General features: G+C 64.3%; 13 protein-coding genes. 5 read left to right on the top strand and 8 right to left on the bottom strand.

The window, feature by feature from the left end:
* Window positions 1-212 precede the first annotated feature (212 nt).
* On the top strand, window positions 213-2951 hold the full coding sequence (gene mutS, locus JQ580_RS10910; protein ID WP_212280044.1) for a DNA mismatch repair protein MutS: 2739 nt from the start codon (window positions 213-215) through the stop codon (window positions 2949-2951).
* A gap of 118 nt (window positions 2952-3069) precedes the next feature.
* On the opposite strand, the gene JQ580_RS10905 is transcribed toward mutS, so the two are convergent.
* From JQ580_RS10905 to JQ580_RS10880, 6 genes are all read right to left on the bottom strand, one after another.
* Window positions 3070-4746, bottom strand: coding sequence for a methyl-accepting chemotaxis protein (locus tag JQ580_RS10905; protein ID WP_212280238.1), 1677 nt, complete (start codon window positions 4744-4746; stop codon window positions 3070-3072).
* 177 nt (window positions 4747-4923) lie between these two features.
* Complete coding sequence (locus JQ580_RS10900; protein ID WP_212280043.1) at window positions 4924-5742, bottom strand: hypothetical protein; 819 nt, start codon at window positions 5740-5742, stop codon at window positions 4924-4926.
* 174 nt (window positions 5743-5916) lie between these two features.
* Complete coding sequence (locus JQ580_RS10895; protein WP_166476544.1) at window positions 5917-6426, bottom strand: OsmC family protein; 510 nt, start codon at window positions 6424-6426, stop codon at window positions 5917-5919.
* A gap of 53 nt (window positions 6427-6479) precedes the next feature.
* Entirely contained in the window at window positions 6480-7265 is a 786-nt protein-coding gene (locus JQ580_RS10890; protein ID WP_212280042.1) for an ABC transporter ATP-binding protein, read from the bottom strand.
* Window positions 7266-7269: 4 nt separating this feature from the next.
* Window positions 7270-8115: an ABC transporter permease gene (locus JQ580_RS10885; RefSeq protein ID WP_212280237.1), complete on the bottom strand. Its 846-nt coding sequence runs from the start codon at window positions 8113-8115 to the stop codon at window positions 7270-7272.
* 237 nt (window positions 8116-8352) lie between these two features.
* Window positions 8353-9324: an aliphatic sulfonate ABC transporter substrate-binding protein gene (locus JQ580_RS10880; protein WP_212280041.1), complete on the bottom strand. Its 972-nt coding sequence runs from the start codon at window positions 9322-9324 to the stop codon at window positions 8353-8355.
* A 188-nt stretch (window positions 9325-9512) separates the two neighbouring features.
* Here JQ580_RS10880 and JQ580_RS10875 point away from each other — a divergent pair, with 188 nt between their 5' ends.
* Window positions 9513-12305, top strand: a complete 2793-nt coding sequence (locus JQ580_RS10875) for a [protein-PII] uridylyltransferase (RefSeq protein ID WP_212280040.1) — start codon at window positions 9513-9515, stop codon at window positions 12303-12305.
* Between the two features lie 138 nt (window positions 12306-12443).
* Here JQ580_RS10875 and JQ580_RS10870 read toward each other — a convergent pair whose 3' ends face one another.
* Complete coding sequence (locus JQ580_RS10870) at window positions 12444-12974, bottom strand: methylated-DNA--[protein]-cysteine S-methyltransferase (protein ID WP_212280039.1); 531 nt, start codon at window positions 12972-12974, stop codon at window positions 12444-12446.
* Between the two features lie 99 nt (window positions 12975-13073).
* On the opposite strand from JQ580_RS10870, the gene JQ580_RS10865 reads away from it, so the two are divergent.
* The 3 genes from JQ580_RS10865 (at window position 13074) to JQ580_RS10855 (ending at window position 16201) form a co-directional block, all read left to right on the top strand.
* Window positions 13074-13430, top strand: a complete 357-nt coding sequence (locus JQ580_RS10865) for a DUF1304 domain-containing protein (protein ID WP_212280236.1) — start codon at window positions 13074-13076, stop codon at window positions 13428-13430.
* Window positions 13431-13562: 132 nt separating this feature from the next.
* Window positions 13563-14789, top strand: coding sequence for an ABC transporter substrate-binding protein (locus JQ580_RS10860; protein ID WP_212280038.1), 1227 nt, complete (start codon window positions 13563-13565; stop codon window positions 14787-14789).
* 191 nt (window positions 14790-14980) lie between these two features.
* The gene (locus JQ580_RS10855; RefSeq protein ID WP_212280037.1) at window positions 14981-16201 is read left to right on the top strand and encodes an ABC transporter substrate-binding protein; all 1221 of its coding nucleotides are present in this window, start codon (window positions 14981-14983) and stop codon (window positions 16199-16201) included.
* Window positions 16202-16378: 177 nt separating this feature from the next.
* On the opposite strand, the gene JQ580_RS10850 is transcribed toward JQ580_RS10855, so the two are convergent.
* Window positions 16379-16804: a DUF1330 domain-containing protein gene (locus JQ580_RS10850; protein WP_212280036.1), complete on the bottom strand. Its 426-nt coding sequence runs from the start codon at window positions 16802-16804 to the stop codon at window positions 16379-16381.
* Window positions 16805-16831 lie beyond the last annotated feature (27 nt).

Raw genomic sequence — 16831 nt, 5'->3', positions numbered from 1 at the left:
TTTAGGAGGGCGCTCGCGGCAGGTCAATTGACGGTTTCGCGGGTGGCATATTCCTAGCTCTCCGTCATTCCGGGGCTGCGCCTGACGGCGCATCCCGGAATGACGACAGAGAATGTGGCGACCGCGTGCCATACACGGACAACGTGGAAAACCCTCCCTTCCCGGCCAAAGCGATAGGAGCAGGAGGCGAAATTTTGTAGGTTGCGCCGCCCATGACCATGCAACAGCCGATACCCGTGCCGCCCCCCGACGAAGTGCCTGCCTCGCCAGCGGAAGCCATCGCGCGCGTCACGCCGATGATGGAACAGTACCTTGAGATCAAGGCGGCGCATCAGGGCCTGCTGCTGTTCTACCGGATGGGCGATTTCTACGAGCTGTTCTTCGAGGACGCCGAGATCGCCTCGAAGACACTCGGCATCGTGCTGACCAAGCGCGGCAAGCACCAGGGCAACGACATCCCGATGTGCGGCGTGCCTGTCGAGCGCTCCGAGGATTATCTGCACCGTCTGATCACCGCCGGCCACCGCGTCGCGGTGTGCGAGCAGACCGAGGATCCCGCTGCAGCCAAGGCACGCGGCAACAAAAGCGTGGTGCGGCGCGGCGTGGTGCGGCTGGTAACGCCGGGCACGCTGACCGAGGACACGCTGCTCGACGCCCGCGCCAACAATTATCTGCTGGCGATCGCGCGGGCCCGCGCCTCCGGCGGCGGCGATCGCTTCGGGCTCGCCTGGATCGACATCTCGACCGCCGAATTCACCGTGATGGAATGCTCGGGCGGCGAGCTCGCCGCAACGCTGGCGCGCATCAACCCGAACGAGGCCATCGTCACCGACGCGCTCTACAACGACAGCGAGCTCGGACAGACACTGCGCGAACTGCCGGCGGTGACGCCGCTGACCCGGGATGTCTTCGACGGCGCCACCGCCGAGAAGCGGCTGTGCGATTATTTTGCCGTCGCAACCATGGACGGCCTGGCGCAGCTCACGCGTCTCGAAGCCACCGCCGCAGCGGCTGCTGTCACCTATGTCGACCGCACCCAGGTCGGCAAGCACCCCCCGCTGTCGCCGCCCGCGCGCGAAGCCTCCGGCGCGACCATGGCGATTGATCCGGCGACGCGCGCCAATCTCGAGCTGACCCGGACGCTCGCGGGCGAACGCCGCGGCTCGCTGCTCGATGCGATCGACTGCACGGTGACCTCGGCGGGCTCGCGCCTGCTCGCCCAACGCCTGGCCGCACCGCTGACGGATGCGCCGGCGATCGCACGCCGGCTCGATGCAGTCAGCGTCTTCGTCGCCGATTCAGCCGCGCGCGAGGACATCCGCAGCATATTGCGTGGCGCTCCCGACATGTCGCGTGCGCTGGCGCGTCTGTCGGTCGGCCGCGGCGGCCCGCGCGATCTCGCGGGACTGCGCGACGGCATCATTGCCGCAGACCAGGTGCTGGCGCGGCTTGGCGAGCTCGATCAGCCGCCGCAGGAAATCGCCGCGGTGATGGCGGCCTTGCAAAGGCCCTCGCGCGAGCTCGCGGCGGAATTCGCCAGCGCGCTCGACGAGCAGCTGCCGCTGATCAAGCGCGACGGCGGCTTCGTCCGGCAGGGCTATGAACCCGCCCTCGACGAGGCGCGCAACCTGCGCGACGCCTCGCGTCTCGTGGTGGCCTCGATGCAGGCGCGCTACGCCGACGCGACGGGCGTGAAGGGGCTCAAGATCCGGCACAACAACGTGCTCGGCTATTTCGTCGAGGTCACCGCGCAGCACGGCGACAAGCTGATGTCGCCGCCGCTGAACGCCACCTTCATCCATCGCCAGACGCTGGCGGGTCAGGTGCGCTTCACCACCTCCGAACTCGGCGAGATCGAAGCCAAGATCGCCAATGCCGGCGACCGTGCGCTCGGGCTCGAGCTCGAGATTTTCGAGCGGCTGTCAGCGAAGGCCATGGCCATCAGTGACGATCTGCGCGCGGCCGCGCACGCCTTCGCCCTGCTCGACGTTGCGACCTCGCTGGCCAAGCTCGCGGTCGACGATAATTATGTGCGGCCGGATGTGGACGAGTCGCTCGGCTTTGCGATCGAGGCCGGCCGCCATCCCGTGGTGGAGCAGGCGCTGAAGCGCAACGGCGAGCCGTTCATTGCCAATGCCTGCGACCTGTCGCCGTCGCCCGGCCAGAAGTCCGGCCAGCTCTGGCTGCTGACCGGTCCCAACATGGCCGGTAAATCGACATTCCTGCGCCAGAACGCGCTGATTGCCCTTCTTGCCCAGATCGGCAGCTTCGTGCCGGCCACGCGCGCGCGGATCGGCATCATCGACCGCCTGTTCTCGCGCGTCGGCGCCGCCGACGATCTCGCCCGCGGCCGCTCCACCTTCATGGTGGAGATGGTCGAGACGGCTGCGATCCTGAACCAGGCCGGCGAGCGCTCGCTCGTCATCCTCGACGAGATCGGGCGTGGGACTGCGACCTTCGACGGTCTCTCGATCGCCTGGGCCGCGATCGAGCATCTCCACGAAAGCAATCGCTGCCGCACGCTGTTCGCGACGCACTATCATGAGCTGACCGCGCTCTCGGCCAAGCTGCCGCGCATGTTCAACGCCACCGTGCGGGTGAAGGAGTGGCAGGGCAACGTCGTGTTCCTTCACGAGGTGCTGCCGGGTTCGGCCGACCGGTCCTACGGCATTCAGGTGGCGAAGCTCGCCGGCCTGCCGCCGGCAGTGATCACGCGCGCGAAATCGGTGCTCTCCAAGCTGGAGGCGCAGGACCGAGGCCAGACCGCAAGAGCTTTGGTGGACGATCTGCCGCTGTTCGCGGTGCCGTCCCGCGCGGCAGCCGAAGCGGCGCCGCCGAGCGAGGCCGAACTGCTGATGGACGCCGTGAAGGCGCTGCATCCGGACGAGATGTCGCCACGCGAGGCCCTCGATGCGCTGTATGCGCTGAAGGCCAAGCTGCCGAAGCCGTAAGAGGTTCCGTAGAGCGGGCAGCGCAGCGTTCCCGCGCATACCAGACAAGAGCTTGCAGAAATGGCCGGCACGGCGCGCGAAGCGCGCCTTTGCCGGCCCTACAAAACCTAAACGCTCGCTACGCCCTTGCCGCGATCGAGGCGGCTTCCGCGGCGGCGCGCTGCATGCTGGTCGACATCTCGTTCGTCACCGTGCTCTGCTCCTCGATCGCGGCGGCGGTCGATGTCACGTACTCGCTGACGTTGTTGATCGCCTGCTTGATCGAGCCGAGCGCGCTGACGACGTCGCCGGAGATGCCGTTGAGGCTGCCGATCTCCTGTCCGATCTTGTCGGTCGCCTGCTTGGCCTGGTTGGCAAGGCTCTTCACTTCGGAGGCAACCACCGCAAAGCCGCGTCCGGCTTCACCCGCACGGGCGGATTCGATCGTCGCGTTCAGCGCGAGCAGGTTGATCTGCCCGGTGATGTTGTTGATGAGCTCGACGATACCGCTCATGGCCTGCGCGGCCTCGGTGAGGCGCTGGGCCTGCGCGTCCGCGGACGCGACCTGATCCACCGCGCTCATGGCGGTCTCGCGCGACTTGGTCATCGCCTCGGAGATCTCCCGCACCGAAGCATTCAGCTCTTCCGAGCCGGCAGCGACCGATTCCATCATGCCGCGCACGCGCTCGTTGCCCATGCGGACCAAGACCTGTTTCGTGACGTCCGTGGCATATTTGACGACCTTGAACGGCTTGCCGTTGAGATCGAGGATCGGATTGTAGGAGGCCTGGATGTAGACCTCCTTGCCGCCCTTGCCGATGCGCTTGTATTCGGCTGCCTGGTATTCACCGCGGTTCAGCGCGGCCCAGAACTCGCGATAGGCGGCGCCGTCGCGCTCGCTCGGCTCGACGAACATGCTGTGGTGCTTGCCCTTGATCTCAGCCAGCGAATAGCCGAGCGCACCGAGGAAATTGGCATTGGCGGTGATGATCGTGCCGTCCATGTTGAACTCGATCACGGCCTGGGCCTTGTCGATCGCCGCGATCTGACCGGCGAGATCGGCGTTCTTCAGCTTCTGCGCGGTGACGTCGGTTGCGAACTTGACGACCTTGGAGGGCTTGCCCTTCTCGTCGAAGACGGGATTGTACGACGCCTGGATCCAGACTTCCTTGCCGCCCTTGCCGATGCGCTTGTACTCGGCCGCCTGGTATTCACCGCGGTTGAGCGCGGCCCAGAACTCGCGATAGGCAGCGCTGTCTCGCTCGGCAGGCGCAACGAACATGCTGTGGTGTTTGCCCTTGATCTCGTTCAGCGTGTAGTCGAGCGCATGCAGAAAGTTCTCGTTGGCGCTGAGGATCGTACCGTCCAGCTTGAACTCGATGACCGCCTGCGAGCGGTTCGCTGCGGCGACTTGCGCTCCGAAGTCGAGGTTCTGCAGGCGGACCGAGGCATCGGACCATTCCACCACGACTCCCGCCCGGCTGCCGTCTTCGTTCTTCACGGGCGTTGCAACCAGATCGAACTTCCGTTCGCCGATCTGAATCATCGCACGATGCACCGCGCTGAGGCTCGCCAGCATCTGGCGCTGATGCTGAGGGTTCTTGTGGAACACGTCGATGTTGGTCCCGATCAGCGTATTCACGTTGAAGTGCGGAAGTTCCTTCTTGAGATCGGCCTCGGCAGTGCGAAGCAGATCCGTGACGGCGCTGTTCATGTAGACGATGTTGAGGTCGTTATCCGCAACCATCAGATTGGCACTCACGACCTTGGCGGCCATCAACGTCAATGCATCCGAATTCGACTTGCGCTTGAACATGAATGTCTCCGTATCAATCCGCTTGTTCATTGAGCGCTTCCGTAGCTTTACGGGTCGCGGCGACGTGCTGAACGCTTGACGGGAACTAATCGCCTCATCGTAAGGCACAAGTTCAAATAAATTTCTAATATGCCTATCGATAATCAGCAGGGACCGACGTGAGCCGTCGCAATCCGCCTACGGCCCGTCCATGCGCGAAGCTCTGCGGCGACGCGACGCAGCGCCGATCCCCCACAGCGTCAAGTTCCAGGCAATGCAGGTGCCGAGCGCGAGACACAAACCAACGGCCGAGCCGAACGACACCACTGCCACGTGCAGGACGGCGATTGCCGTGCCGAATCCGAGCAGACCCCAGGCGGAGTTGGCGAGCACGGCGGCGGTCGGCGGACCACCGATGCGCGGGTGCAGGATCAACATGATGCTGGAGAACACCACGGGATACAGCGCGATGATGCCGCTGATGCGTGGACCAACCCAGCTCGAGGTCGAGACCACGATGGCAACGAGCGTCGCGACCAGCGAAGCGCGCATCGGCACATCGTACCAGCGGCGCGTCACCAGCGGCATCTTCACATGGCGATAGCCCGCCAGGAGCGGAATGCAAATGCCGAAGGCGATCAGATTGGCGGCGAGCCCCGCGGTGAGCGACCAATCGAACTGGCGGATGATCGAGGCAAGCACGATCCAGACGGCGACCGCGCTCCCGCAGCTCACCGCGAGATTGTGCCGCTGCGCCAGCACGACATAGGTAAGACACATAAAGATCGTCGCCGCATTGATCGGCAGGCTCGCCAGCGAGCCCTGCGCAATGAAGGCGGCATCGTGATCGAGCGCGAGGAAGACGTAGGATGGCCCCGCCGAGATCGGCAAGGTCGCGACGAGCGCGCCGATCACCGGACCCGCGCGTTCGGTGATGATCGAAGCCGACACGACGAACGCGGCCGAGATCGCCATGCGCAGGAGGAGGACGAGGAGAAAGTGAAGATCGAGGGACATCTTGGCTTCTTACCCGCCCCTGGAGGGGGAAGGTCGGCTCATATGGAGCACAGCGAAATATGAGACGGGGTGAGTGACAGTCTCTCGACCAATACGGTGCCCGAGTGGAGAGATCGCCCCACCCCGCTTGCGCTGCGCGCGATCGACCCTCCCCCTCCAGGGGAGGGTAAGAAATCACATCCGCTGCATCGAAACCGACACCTTCGGGCCGTTCTTGATGGTCTGATAGACCACGCAATAGCGCTCGGTGAGCTTGAGCAGGAGATCGAGCTTGTCCTGAGGCGCGTCGGTATCAACCTCGAAGCGCAGGCGGATCTCGGCGAAGCCAACCGGGGTTTCCTTGTCGATGCCGAGCGTGCCGCGGAAATCGAGATCGCCCTCGGCGTAGACATTGCCGGTCTTGAGCGGCACCTCGATCGCGGTCGCGACCGATTTCAGCGTGACGCCGGCGCAGGCGACCAGCGCCTCCAGCAGCATGTCGCCGGAGCAGAGCTCGAGGCCGGAGCCGCCGGTGGCCGGATGCAGGCCCGCCATCGCGATGGCCCGGCCGGTCTCGACCTTGCATGCGATGCCTTCGCCATCGGTGGAGCCCTTGGCCTTCAGCGTGATCAGCGCGGTCTTGGGATCGGTCTTGTAGCGCTCCTTGATCGGAGCCTGCATCTGGCGCAGCTCTGCAGCGTCCATTTCGTTCTCTCCCGGATAATTGCTCCTCGATGTACCGGGTCAGAGCGAAATTGTCACCACCACATGGCCTGACCGGGACCCTGGGTTGCGTCACGGTCGGGCACGCTGCGATCGAGCGAACGGTCGAGTGACGTCAGCACACTTCGCTTGAAATTCTCGAACAGCGGCGAATTGCGGTCGCGTGGCCGGCCGAGATTGATCTCGATCTGGTCGAACAACCGCCCAGGTCGCGGCCGCATCACCAGCACGCGGTCGGCCAGCACCACGGCCTCGTCGACGTCATGGGTGACGAGGATGAGCGTCGGCCGGGTGTCGGCCCAGAGGTCGAGCAGATGATCCTGCAGATCCCTGCGGGTGAAGGCGTCGAGCGCGGAGAACGGCTCGTCAAGCAAAAGCACCTCCGGCCGCGGCACCAGCGCGCGTGCGATTGCCACCCGCTGCGCCTGCCCGCCGGAGAGCTCGCGCGGCCAAGCCTGTGCCTTGTCGGCGAGGCCGACACGTTCGAGTGCACGCGCCACTTTCTCGCGCCGCTCGGTCGCGGGCAGATCGGCGAGTCCAAAACCGATATTGTCGGCGACGCTGAGCCAGGGGAGCAGCCGCGGCTCCTGGAAGATGATGCCGATCTTGGCGTGCGGCGAACTGATCGTCTCATCGTCGAGTGTTACGCAGCCCGAGCTGGCGCGATCGAGGCCGGCGACGGCGCGCAACAATGTGGACTTGCCGCAGCCGGAGCCGCCGATGATGGCGATGATCTCGCCCTGCCTGATCTCGGCCGAGAAGCGCGCCAGCGCCTCGACGCCGTTGGGATAGGTCTTGCTGACCCGATCGAGCGCCAGCATGGTTTCAAGCGCCCCTTGCCCGTCCGAAGGCGTCCTGCCAGCGCAGGAACGGCGCGGCGGCCACCTCGATCAGCCAGTCGGTGAGCTTGCCGAGCACGGCGAAGATCACGATGGCAGCCAGGATCTGCGCGGGCTTGCCGAGCTGCTGACCGTCGAGCAGGAGATAGCCGAGCCCTTCGGAGGCGCCGATCAATTCGGCTGCGACCACGAACATCCAGCCGAGACCGAGCCCGACGCGCAGCGAGACAACATAGGCCGGCAGCACTGCGGGCAACAGGATGCGGCGGATCATCGCCGGGCCGGACAGGCGGAAGGTGCGCCCGACCTCGACGATCTTGCGATCGACGGAGAGAATCGCGCCCATCACGCCGAGATAGACCGGGAAGAACACGCCGACCGCGATCAACGCGATCTTCGAGGTCTCGAAGATGCCGAGCCAGAGGATGAACAGCGGCACCCAGGCGAGCGAAGGGATCGCGCGCAGCGCCTGCACGGTCGGATCGAGCAGCCGGCGCGCCAGCGACCAATAGCCCGAGACGGCCCCCAGCAACGTGCCCGCGATCACGCCGAACGCGAAGCCGAGCCCGACACGCCACAGCGTGGCGGTGATGTGGCGGACCAGCTCGCCGGAGCGGACGAGCTCGGCGATGGTGGCCAGGACGCGCGACGGCGGCGGCACCAGCCGGCCGTTGGACCAGCCCGACCAGACCGCAATCTCCCAGCCGAGCGCGAGCGTCAGCGGCAGCAATACGCCGAGCACGGGCCGCGCATAGCGCGACAACCGCGAGCGCATAGCGGCGCCTTCGGCCGGTTCCGAGGTCTGTTGCAGCACTGGCGCGTCGGAGATCATGGCCATTAGCAAGCGCGTCTCTTCGGGGAATGCAAGGGTGCGCGGCAATCTCGGTTGTCGCCCCGGACAAGCGAAACGCAGATCCGTGGCCCCTACCCACAGAAGGATTTGGTTACGGGGACTCGGGGTGACCTCTTTCGCGCCAAATCACGTCCTGGGGTCATGGGTTCCGGGCTCGCTTAGTGCCCCGGGACGCCGGTGGAGTTTGATGCGCGCGCGTGCCTCCTCCGCGCTGAACTAGTTCGTCGGCAGCAGAACCTGATCGTCGATCAGGGCATCCAGCGTCGCCTTCACATCGACTTTGGCATCGACGACACCGGCTTGCTGGAGAGCGAGCCCCGCGGCCAGAATCGACTCGCGCTGGGGCGCGCCGATGCGGCTGTGGGTGAGCTCGGTGCGCTCCTTGAGCTGCTTGTCGACGACGGCCTCTGGAAGTTTTGTGACCGCGATGAGTGTCTTCTTCAGCTCGTCGTAATTCGCCAGCGAATACTTTCGCGCTTCCTCATACACCGCGAGCACACGGCGGACTGCGTCCGGATGGTCCTTCAGGAACTGCTCGCGCACATTGAGGATGCCCCAGGTGTTGGCGTCGGCCTTGCGGTAGAACAGCTTTGCGCCCTCCTCGACCTCGGCTTGCGCCATCATCGGATCGAGGCCCGCCCAGGCATCGACGTCGCCGCGGATCAGGGCGGTCTTGCCGTCGGCGTGCTGGAGCAGCACCGGGGTGATGTCCTTTTCGGTAAGGCCCGCCCCCAGCAGCGCACGCACCAGGAAGATGTGCGGATCAGTGCCGCGTGTCACCGCGACGCGCTTGCCCTTGAGGTCGGCCACGCCGGCGATCCTGGAATCCTTTGATGCCACCAGCGCGGTCCACTCAGGGCGCGAGTAAACGTAGATCGACTTGATCGGATTGCCGTTGATGCGGGCGACAAGTGCCGCCGAACCCGCGGTCGAGCCGAAATCGATCGAGCCGGCATTGAGGAATTCAAGCGCCTTGTTGGAGCCGGCCGACTGCACCCAAGTGACGGTGATGCCGTCCTTGGCGAACTCCTTCTCCAGCAGGCCCTTCTGCTTGAGGACCATCGACACCGGATTGTAGGTCGCCCAGTCGATGCGGATTTCCTTGAGCGGATTGGCCGCCTTGGCCGTGGGGGTGACGGCAAGCGCAACCGCTCCCGCCAACAGAAAGCGTCGTGTGATTCCGGTCATGCCCAGCCCTCTCCAAAACTTCATTGTTTTTCAATGAGTTATGGCTAGAGGTCAACGAGAAAATCCGTCCCCCGAAGGCGCATCGGCCGAGAACAGATTTGCCCAAAGCCGCAGCTTTCCAGCATGGAACGACTGTTGCCAGAGAATGGCGGGTGACAGCGCCTGTCACCTCTTATATCCGATGAGACATGGACAGCATCGCGACTGAGCACAAGGCCGAGGGGGACGATCGTTTCGACACTGCGCGGATCACCGCTGCGGTCGATGCGCTCGCCGAAAAGCACCAGGGACGCGAAGACGCGTTCCGCACGGCCATGGCGCAATTGCTTAAGGCCGAGCTGATCGCGGCACGCGGCGTGGCGCAGGAAATCCTGCTGAAGGACCGCCACGGCCGTCACTGTGCCGAGCGGTTGTGTCACGTCCAGGACGAGATCATCCGCATCCTGTATTCGGCGGCGACCCGCCATCTCTATCGCTCGCCGATCCCAAGCGGCGCCGAGCGCATGGCGGTGGTCGCGACCGGCGGCTACGGCCGCGGTCTGATGGCGCCCGAATCGGACATCGACCTGTTGTTCATCCTGCCCTACAAGCAGACCGCCTGGGGCGAGCAGGTCGCCGAGGCGATCCTCTATTGCCTCTGGGACATGGGGTTGAAGGTCGGCCACGCCACGCGCTCGGTCGACGAGTCGATCCGCCAGGCGCGCGGCGACATGACCATCCGCACCGCGATCCTGGAGACGCGCTTCCTCACCGGCGACAAGCCGCTCTATGACGAGCTGGTCGAGCGCTTCGACAAGGAAGTGGTGCAGGGCACCGCGTCCGAATTCGTCACCGCAAAGCTTGCCGAGCGCGAGGAGCGGCATCGCCGCGGCGGCCAGTCGCGCTACCTGGTCGAGCCCAACGTCAAGGACGGCAAGGGGGCGCTCCGCGACCTGCACACGCTGTTCTGGATCGCCAAATACGTCTACCGCGTGCGCGACACCGACGAACTGGTCGCGCGCGGCGTGTTCGACGCACAGGAATACCGCACCTTCCGCCGCTGTGCCGATTTCCTCTGGTCGGTGCGCTGCAACCTGCATTTCTACTCCGGGCGGCCTGAGGAGCGCCTCTCCTTCGATCTCCAGCGCGAGATCGCGGTGCGGCTCGGATACACCTCGCATCCCGGCATGCAGGACGTCGAGCGCTTCATGAAGCACTACTTCCTGGTCGCCAAGGAAGTCGGCAACCTCACCGCCATCCTCTGCGCCAAGCTCGAGGACCAACAGGCCAAGCCCGCCCCGGTGCTGAGCCGGATGATGGCGCGGCTGCGTCCGACCCAGGTGAAGCGACGCGTCCCCGACAGCGACGACTTCATCGTCGACAACAACCGGATCAACGTCGCCGCGCCCGATATTTTCAAGCACGATCCGGTCAACCTGATCCGCATCTTCCGCCTCGCGCAGAAGAACAACCTCGCCTTCCATCCGGACGCGATGCGCGACGTGACGCGCTCGCTCGGCCTGATCAATGCGCAGATGCGCGAGAATCCCGAAGCCAATCGGCTGTTCATGGAGATCCTGACCTCCGACAACGCCGAGATCGTGCTGCGGCGGATGAACGAGACCGGCGTGCTCGGCCACTTCATCCGCGCCTTCGGCAAGATCGTCTCGATGATGCAGTTCAACATGTATCATCACTATACGGTCGACGAGCATCTGATCCGCTGCGTCGGCTTCCTGCAGGACATCGAGCGCGGCGGCCACGACGAATTCGCGCTCGCCAGCGACCTGATGCGCAAGATTCGCCCCGAGCATCGCGCGGTGATCTACATCACGACGCTGCTGCACGACATCGCCAAGGGCCGGCCCGAGGATCATTCGATCGCCGGCGCCAAGGTGGCGCGGCGGCTCTGCCCGCGGCTCGGCTTCAGCGCCGCCGACACCGAACTCATCGCCTGGCTGATCGAGGAGCATCTGACGATGTCCACGGTCGCACAGTCGCGCGACCTGTCCGACCGCAAGACCATCGAGAATTTCGCCGCCGTGGTGCAGTCGGTCGAGCAGATGAAGCTGCTGACGATCCTGACCACCGCCGACATCCGCGGCGTCGGCCCAGGCGTGTGGAACGGCTGGAAGGCGCAGCTCCTGCGCTCGCTGTACTACGAGACCGAGCCGGTGCTGACCGGCGGCTTCTCGGAAGTCGACCGCGGCAAGCGCCTCACAGCCGCCTACGCCGAATTCCGCAACGCCTTCGCCGAATGGCCGGCGGAGGAGCTCGACGCCTATATCGGCCGGCACTATCCGGCCTACTGGCTCAAGGTCGAACTACCGCGAAAGATCCGCCACGCCCGCTTCGTCCGCTCCAGCGAACAGGCCGGCCACAAGCTCGCGATCAATGTCGGGTTCGACGAGGTGCGCGGCGTCACCGAGCTGACGATCTTCGCGGCCGACCATCCCTGGCTGCTGTCGATCATCGCCGGCGCCTGCGCCTCGGCCGGCGCCAACATCGTCGACGCCCAGATCTACACCACAACCGACGGCCGCGCGCTCGACACCATCTCGATATCGAGGGAATACGATCGCGACGAGGACGAGGGACGCCGCGCCACCCGCATCGGCGAGATGATCGAGGACGTCCTGGAAGGCAAGCTGCGCCTGCCTGAGGTGGTGGCGCGACGCACCGTGCGCAGCAAGGCTCGCCCCTTCGTGATCGAGCCGGAAGTCACCATCAACAATCAATGGTCCGACCGCTACACCGTGATCGAGGTGTCCGGCCTCGACCGGCCCGGCCTGCTCTACGAGCTGACCACCGCGATCTCGAAGCTCAACCTCAACATCGCCTCGGCCCACGTCGCGACCTTCGGCGAGCGTGCCCGCGACGTGTTCTACGTTACCGACCTCCTGGGCGCGCAGATCAACGCACCGACCCGGCAGGCCGCAATCAAGAGCGCGCTGACGCATGTGATGGCCAGCGACAAGGCGGTTGCTGCACCGGCGGCGTGATCCTCCTTCGTCATTCCGGGATGGCCCGAAGGGCCAAGCCCGGAATCCATAACCCCCGGCGGATGGATATGGAATCCGGGCTCGCCGCTACGCGGCGCCCCGGAATGACGAGTGGAGAAATGGCGCACGTCATGCCTTTCAAACCTGCACGCCCTCATGCCGCAGCAGCCAGCGCTTCCGCTCCAGCCCGCCGCCATACTTCACCAGCGAACCATCGGCACCGATCAGGCGGTGACACGGCAGCACCACGCTGATCGGATTGGAGCCGTTGGCATGACCGACGGCACGAATGGCTTTTGGCAGATCAATCCTTGCGGCAAGCGCGCCGTAGCTCATCGTGGTGCCGGCGGGGATGTGAGCCAACGCGTTCCAGACCTTCTGCTGGAACGGTGTCCCGGCAATCCGCCATGCGATGGCCGAGAGTTGATTGAAATCACCATCGAAATAGCCCGACAGCGCCGTTCGCATGTCCGTCGGCGCAGGCCGGTCGCTCAATTCGACCGCACCGTAGTGCAGACGCAGAAGCCCGCGCATGCGGTGCTCGTAGTCCTCCCAGTCGAGCGCACGCAGCGCACCCTCGGTATCGGTGACGAGCAGCGCGATGCCGATCGGCGTCGTCAGGCGATCGAGGCCGAAGCTTAGGGAGAATTTGGTCGATCGGCTGGCCATCGCGGCACCATTGCAACGGAACACACCCATCGCACTTGCCATGCCGGCCGTGCTACCGTCCACCCGAAAGCTGACGCTTTGGGGGAGCTCAACTTGATCCTGATCGCCAATATCCTGGTGGCGCTGGTCGCCGCACTGCACGTCTTCTTCCTGATCCTGGAGATGTTCCTCTGGGACAAGCCGCAGGGCTTGAAGGTGTTTCGCAACACGCCGGAGAAGGCCGAGATCACAAAGGTGCTCGCCGCCAATCAGGGACTCTATAACGGCTTCCTCGCCGCGGGCCTGATCTGGGGCTTGGTCCACGGCAATCCGGCCTTCGCATTCCAGATCAAGGCGTTCTTCCTGCTTTGCGTGATCGTGGCCGGTGCCTACGGCGCCGCAACCGTCAGCAGCCGCATCCTGATGGTGCAGGCGTTGCCGGCGGCGGTCGCGTTGGCGGCGCTGCTCCTGACCTGAGACGCTACGGCGCAGCGCTGCGATCCTTGCGCGCGGCTTGCCCTTCCTCCACACTCTTCGGCAGCGATGGCGACCGTTGCAACCAGCGGGAAAAGACCGTCGACCGGAAAATTCCGTCAGGAGGAACAACCTATGAGCAATCGCAGAGCCTTCATAGCTGCCGCGGCGGCGCTCGCCTTCGCGGCATCCACCAATCAGGCCTTCGCCCAGAAGAAATACGACACCGGGGCGACCGACACCGAGATCAAGATCGGCCAGACCGTGCCGTTCTCCGGCCCCTACTCCGTCTACGCCAATATCGGAAAGACTCAGGCCGCCTACTTCAAGATGATCAACGATCAGGGCGGCATCAACGGCCGAAAGATCAACCTGATCCAGTATGACGACGCCTATTCGCCGCCGAAGACGGTGGAGCAGGTGCGCAAGCTCGTCGAGGGCGACGAGGTGCTGTTCACCTTCCAGATCATCGGCACCGCTGCCAACGCCGCCGTGCAAAAATATCTCAACGGCAAGAAGGTGCCGCAATTGCTGGCCTCGACCGGCGCGGCCCGCTTCAACGATCCCCAGAACTATCCCTGGACCATCGCTTACAATCCCAACTACGTGTCCGAGGGGCGCATCTACGCCAAATACATTCTCAAGGAGCATCCCAACGCCAAGATCGGCGTGCTCTACCAGAACGACGACATGGGCCGCGACTATCTCGCTGGGCTGAAGAGCGGCCTCGGCGACAAGGCCGCCAGCATGATTGTCGGCGAGGTCTCCTACGAGGTCACCGATCCGACCGTCGACTCCCAGGTGGTCAAGCTGAAGTCGATGGGTGTCGACGTGTTCTTCGATGCCTCAACGCCGAAATTCGCGGCGCAGGCGATCAAGAAGCTCGCCGACCTCGGTTGGACCCCGGTCCATATTCTCGACATCAATGCGAGCCCGATCTCGGCGACGCTGAAGCCGGCCGGCCTCGACATCTCCAAGGGCATCATCTCGACCCAATATGGCAAGGAGCCCAGCGATCCCCAGTGGAAGGACGATCCCGGCGTGAAGGCCTTCTTCGCCTTCATGGACAAGTATTTCCCGGAAGGCGACAAGCTCAACACGGTCAACACCTACGCCTATTCGGTGGCCGAGCTGCTGACGCAGGTGCTCAAGCAATGCGGTGACGACCTGACGCGCGAGAACATCATGAGGCAGGTCGCCAACATCAAGGACTTCACGCCGAGCTTCGCGCTGCCCGGCATCAAGATCAACACCGGGCCCAACGACTTCCGCGTCAACAAGCAGATGCAGATGATGAAGTTCAACGGCGAGCGCTGGGAGCTGTTCGGACCGATCATCGAGGATTCCGGTCCCGCGGGTTAGTCTCGATCTCTCTTGGGGTGGGTTAGGCCCCGCGCACCGCGCTTGGCGCGGTGCGCAGAGCTAACCCACCCTACGAACGCCCACCTTGCGTTGCAACACGCGTTCCTCCACACTTGCCCTCAACCGATGGCATCGGATGCGCAAGCGCGCGCCGAGAGATCATCGGCGATAACAAAGTGAGGGAATTGCGAATGAGGAATGGAAAGCTGCATCTGGCCACGGCGCTCGCTCTGGCGCTGTCGATTTCAGCGGCCAATGCCCAGAAAAAATATGATCCGGGCGCCAGCGACACCGAGATCAAGGTCGGACAGACCATGCCGTTCTCGGGGCCGGCGTCGGCCTATTCGTCGATCGGCAAGACGCAGGCTGCCTATTTCAAGATGATCAACGACCAGGGCGGCGTCAACGGCCGCAAGATCAATTTGATCCAGTACGACGACGCCTATTCGCCGCCGAAAGCCGTGGAGCAGATCCGCAAGCTGGTCGAGAGCGACGAGGTGTTGCTGACCTTCCAGATCATCGGCACGCCCGTGAACGCAGCCGTTCAGAAATATCTGAACGCCAAGAAGGTGCCGCAGCTGTTCGCAGCGACCGGCGCCTCGCGGTTCACGGACCCCAAGAACTTCCCGTGGACCATGGGCTTCAATCCGAACTACTTCGTCGAGGGCCGCATCTACGGCCAGTACATTTTGAAGGAGCATCCGAACGCCAAGGTGGGCGTGCTCTATCAGAACGACGACCTCGGCAAGGATTATCTGAACGGCATCAAGGCCGGCCTCGGTGACAAGGCCGCCAAGATGATCGTGACTGAAGCCTCCTACGAGGTGTCCGATCCCACGGTCGATTCGCAGGTCCTCAAGATCAAGGATGCCGGCGCCGACCTGTTCTTCAGCGCAAGCACGCCGAAGCAGGCCGCGCAGGCCATCAAGAAGATCGCCGAAATGGGCTGGCATCCAATCCAGATCGTCGACATCAACGCCACCTCGGTCGGCGCGGTGCTGAAGCCCGCCGGCCTTGACGCTGCCAAGGGCCTGATCAGCGTCAACTATGGCAAGGAACCGCTCGATCCGACCTGGAAGGACGATGCCGGCCTGAAGAAGTATTTCGACTTCATGGCTAAGTACTACCCTGATGGCGACAAGGACTCGAACTTCAACACCTACGGCTACAGCACGGCGCAGCTGCTGGTGCATGTGCTGAAGCAATGCGGTGACGATCTCACCCGTGAGAACGTCATGAAGCAGGCGGCCTCGGTGAAGGACTTCGCCACCGACACGGCGCTGCCCGGCATCAAGGTCAACACCTCGCCGACCGACTACCGCGTCAACAAGCAGCTTCAGATGATGAAGTTCAACGGCGAGCGCTGGGAGCTGTTCGGCCCGATCCTGGAGGATGCAGGCCCGGCGGGTTAGTGGTTGCAAACAGCTGCCTCGATGACGTCATGCCCGGGCTTGTCCCGCCTGCGCGGCCGGAGCCGCTTCGGCGAGGCCAAGGCCCGGGCATCCACGTTCTTGGGCGGCGCGTGAGGAAGCCGTGGATGGCCGGGTCAAGCCCGGCCATGACGGCGCGGAGAGATCGTCCGACCGCGTTCAGGTTGGTATCTCGCCAAAGTTCTTCCCCACCGGCAGCACGGCATGTCGGATCAGCCGAGAATCTTCCACTGCGGCCTGACGATGCTTGACCGCCTCGCGGTAGACGGGATCGCGGATCATCTCGACGAAAGCGGCAACGCTTGGATATTCGGCGATGAAGCAATGGTCCCAGCGCTCGTCCTGCGGGCCGATCAGCATCAGCTCGAATTTGCCCTGCCAGACGATGCGGCCGCCGAGGCGTTCGAACACCGGGCCGCTCTCGCGGCCATAGGCGGCATAGGCTTCGGCGCCGCTTGCCTTGCGGCCGTCCGGATAGGCCGCGTCCTTGCGCAGGCGCACCAGGTTGAGCATGTGGATCGGACCCGGGCGATCATTGTCCCGGAATTGCGCGAAGATCTCCTTGGTCGGATCGATATGGCCCATGTGGGTTTCCTCGTTTCGTCGTGTTTT

The organism is Bradyrhizobium sp. SZCCT0148 (genome assembly GCF_018129985.1).
Lineage (GTDB): Bacteria > Pseudomonadota > Alphaproteobacteria > Rhizobiales > Xanthobacteraceae > Bradyrhizobium > Bradyrhizobium japonicum_H.
The sequence above is the reverse complement of the archived record's forward strand: the minus strand, read 5'-3'. Positions and strand labels throughout refer to the sequence as shown.

Bases quoted from the DNA above. Each gene is read 5' to 3' on its own strand.
- JQ580_RS10900 (WP_212280043.1), bottom strand. From the start codon at position 5,742: ATGTCCCTCGATCTTCACTTTCTCCTCGTCCTCCTCCTGCGCATGGCG.
- JQ580_RS10890 (WP_212280042.1), bottom strand. From the start codon at position 7,265: ATGCTGGCGCTCGATCGGGTCAGCAAGACCTATCCCAACGGCGTCGAG.
- JQ580_RS10905 (WP_212280238.1), bottom strand. From the start codon at position 4,746: ATGTTCAAGCGCAAGTCGAATTCGGATGCATTGACGTTGATGGCCGCC.
- JQ580_RS10880 (WP_212280041.1), bottom strand. From the start codon at position 9,324: ATGACCGGAATCACACGACGCTTTCTGTTGGCGGGAGCGGTTGCGCTT.
- JQ580_RS10855 (WP_212280037.1), top strand. From the start codon at position 14,981: ATGAGGAATGGAAAGCTGCATCTGGCCACGGCGCTCGCTCTGGCGCTG.
- mutS (WP_212280044.1), top strand. From the start codon at position 213: ATGACCATGCAACAGCCGATACCCGTGCCGCCCCCCGACGAAGTGCCT.
- JQ580_RS10875 (WP_212280040.1), top strand. From the start codon at position 9,513: ATGGACAGCATCGCGACTGAGCACAAGGCCGAGGGGGACGATCGTTTC.
- JQ580_RS10895 (WP_166476544.1), bottom strand. From the start codon at position 6,426: ATGGACGCTGCAGAGCTGCGCCAGATGCAGGCTCCGATCAAGGAGCGC.
- JQ580_RS10885 (WP_212280237.1), bottom strand. From the start codon at position 8,115: ATGATCTCCGACGCGCCAGTGCTGCAACAGACCTCGGAACCGGCCGAA.
- JQ580_RS10870 (WP_212280039.1), bottom strand. From the start codon at position 12,974: ATGGCCAGCCGATCGACCAAATTCTCCCTAAGCTTCGGCCTCGATCGC.
- JQ580_RS10850 (WP_212280036.1), bottom strand. From the start codon at position 16,804: ATGGGCCATATCGATCCGACCAAGGAGATCTTCGCGCAATTCCGGGAC.
- JQ580_RS10860 (WP_212280038.1), top strand. From the start codon at position 13,563: ATGAGCAATCGCAGAGCCTTCATAGCTGCCGCGGCGGCGCTCGCCTTC.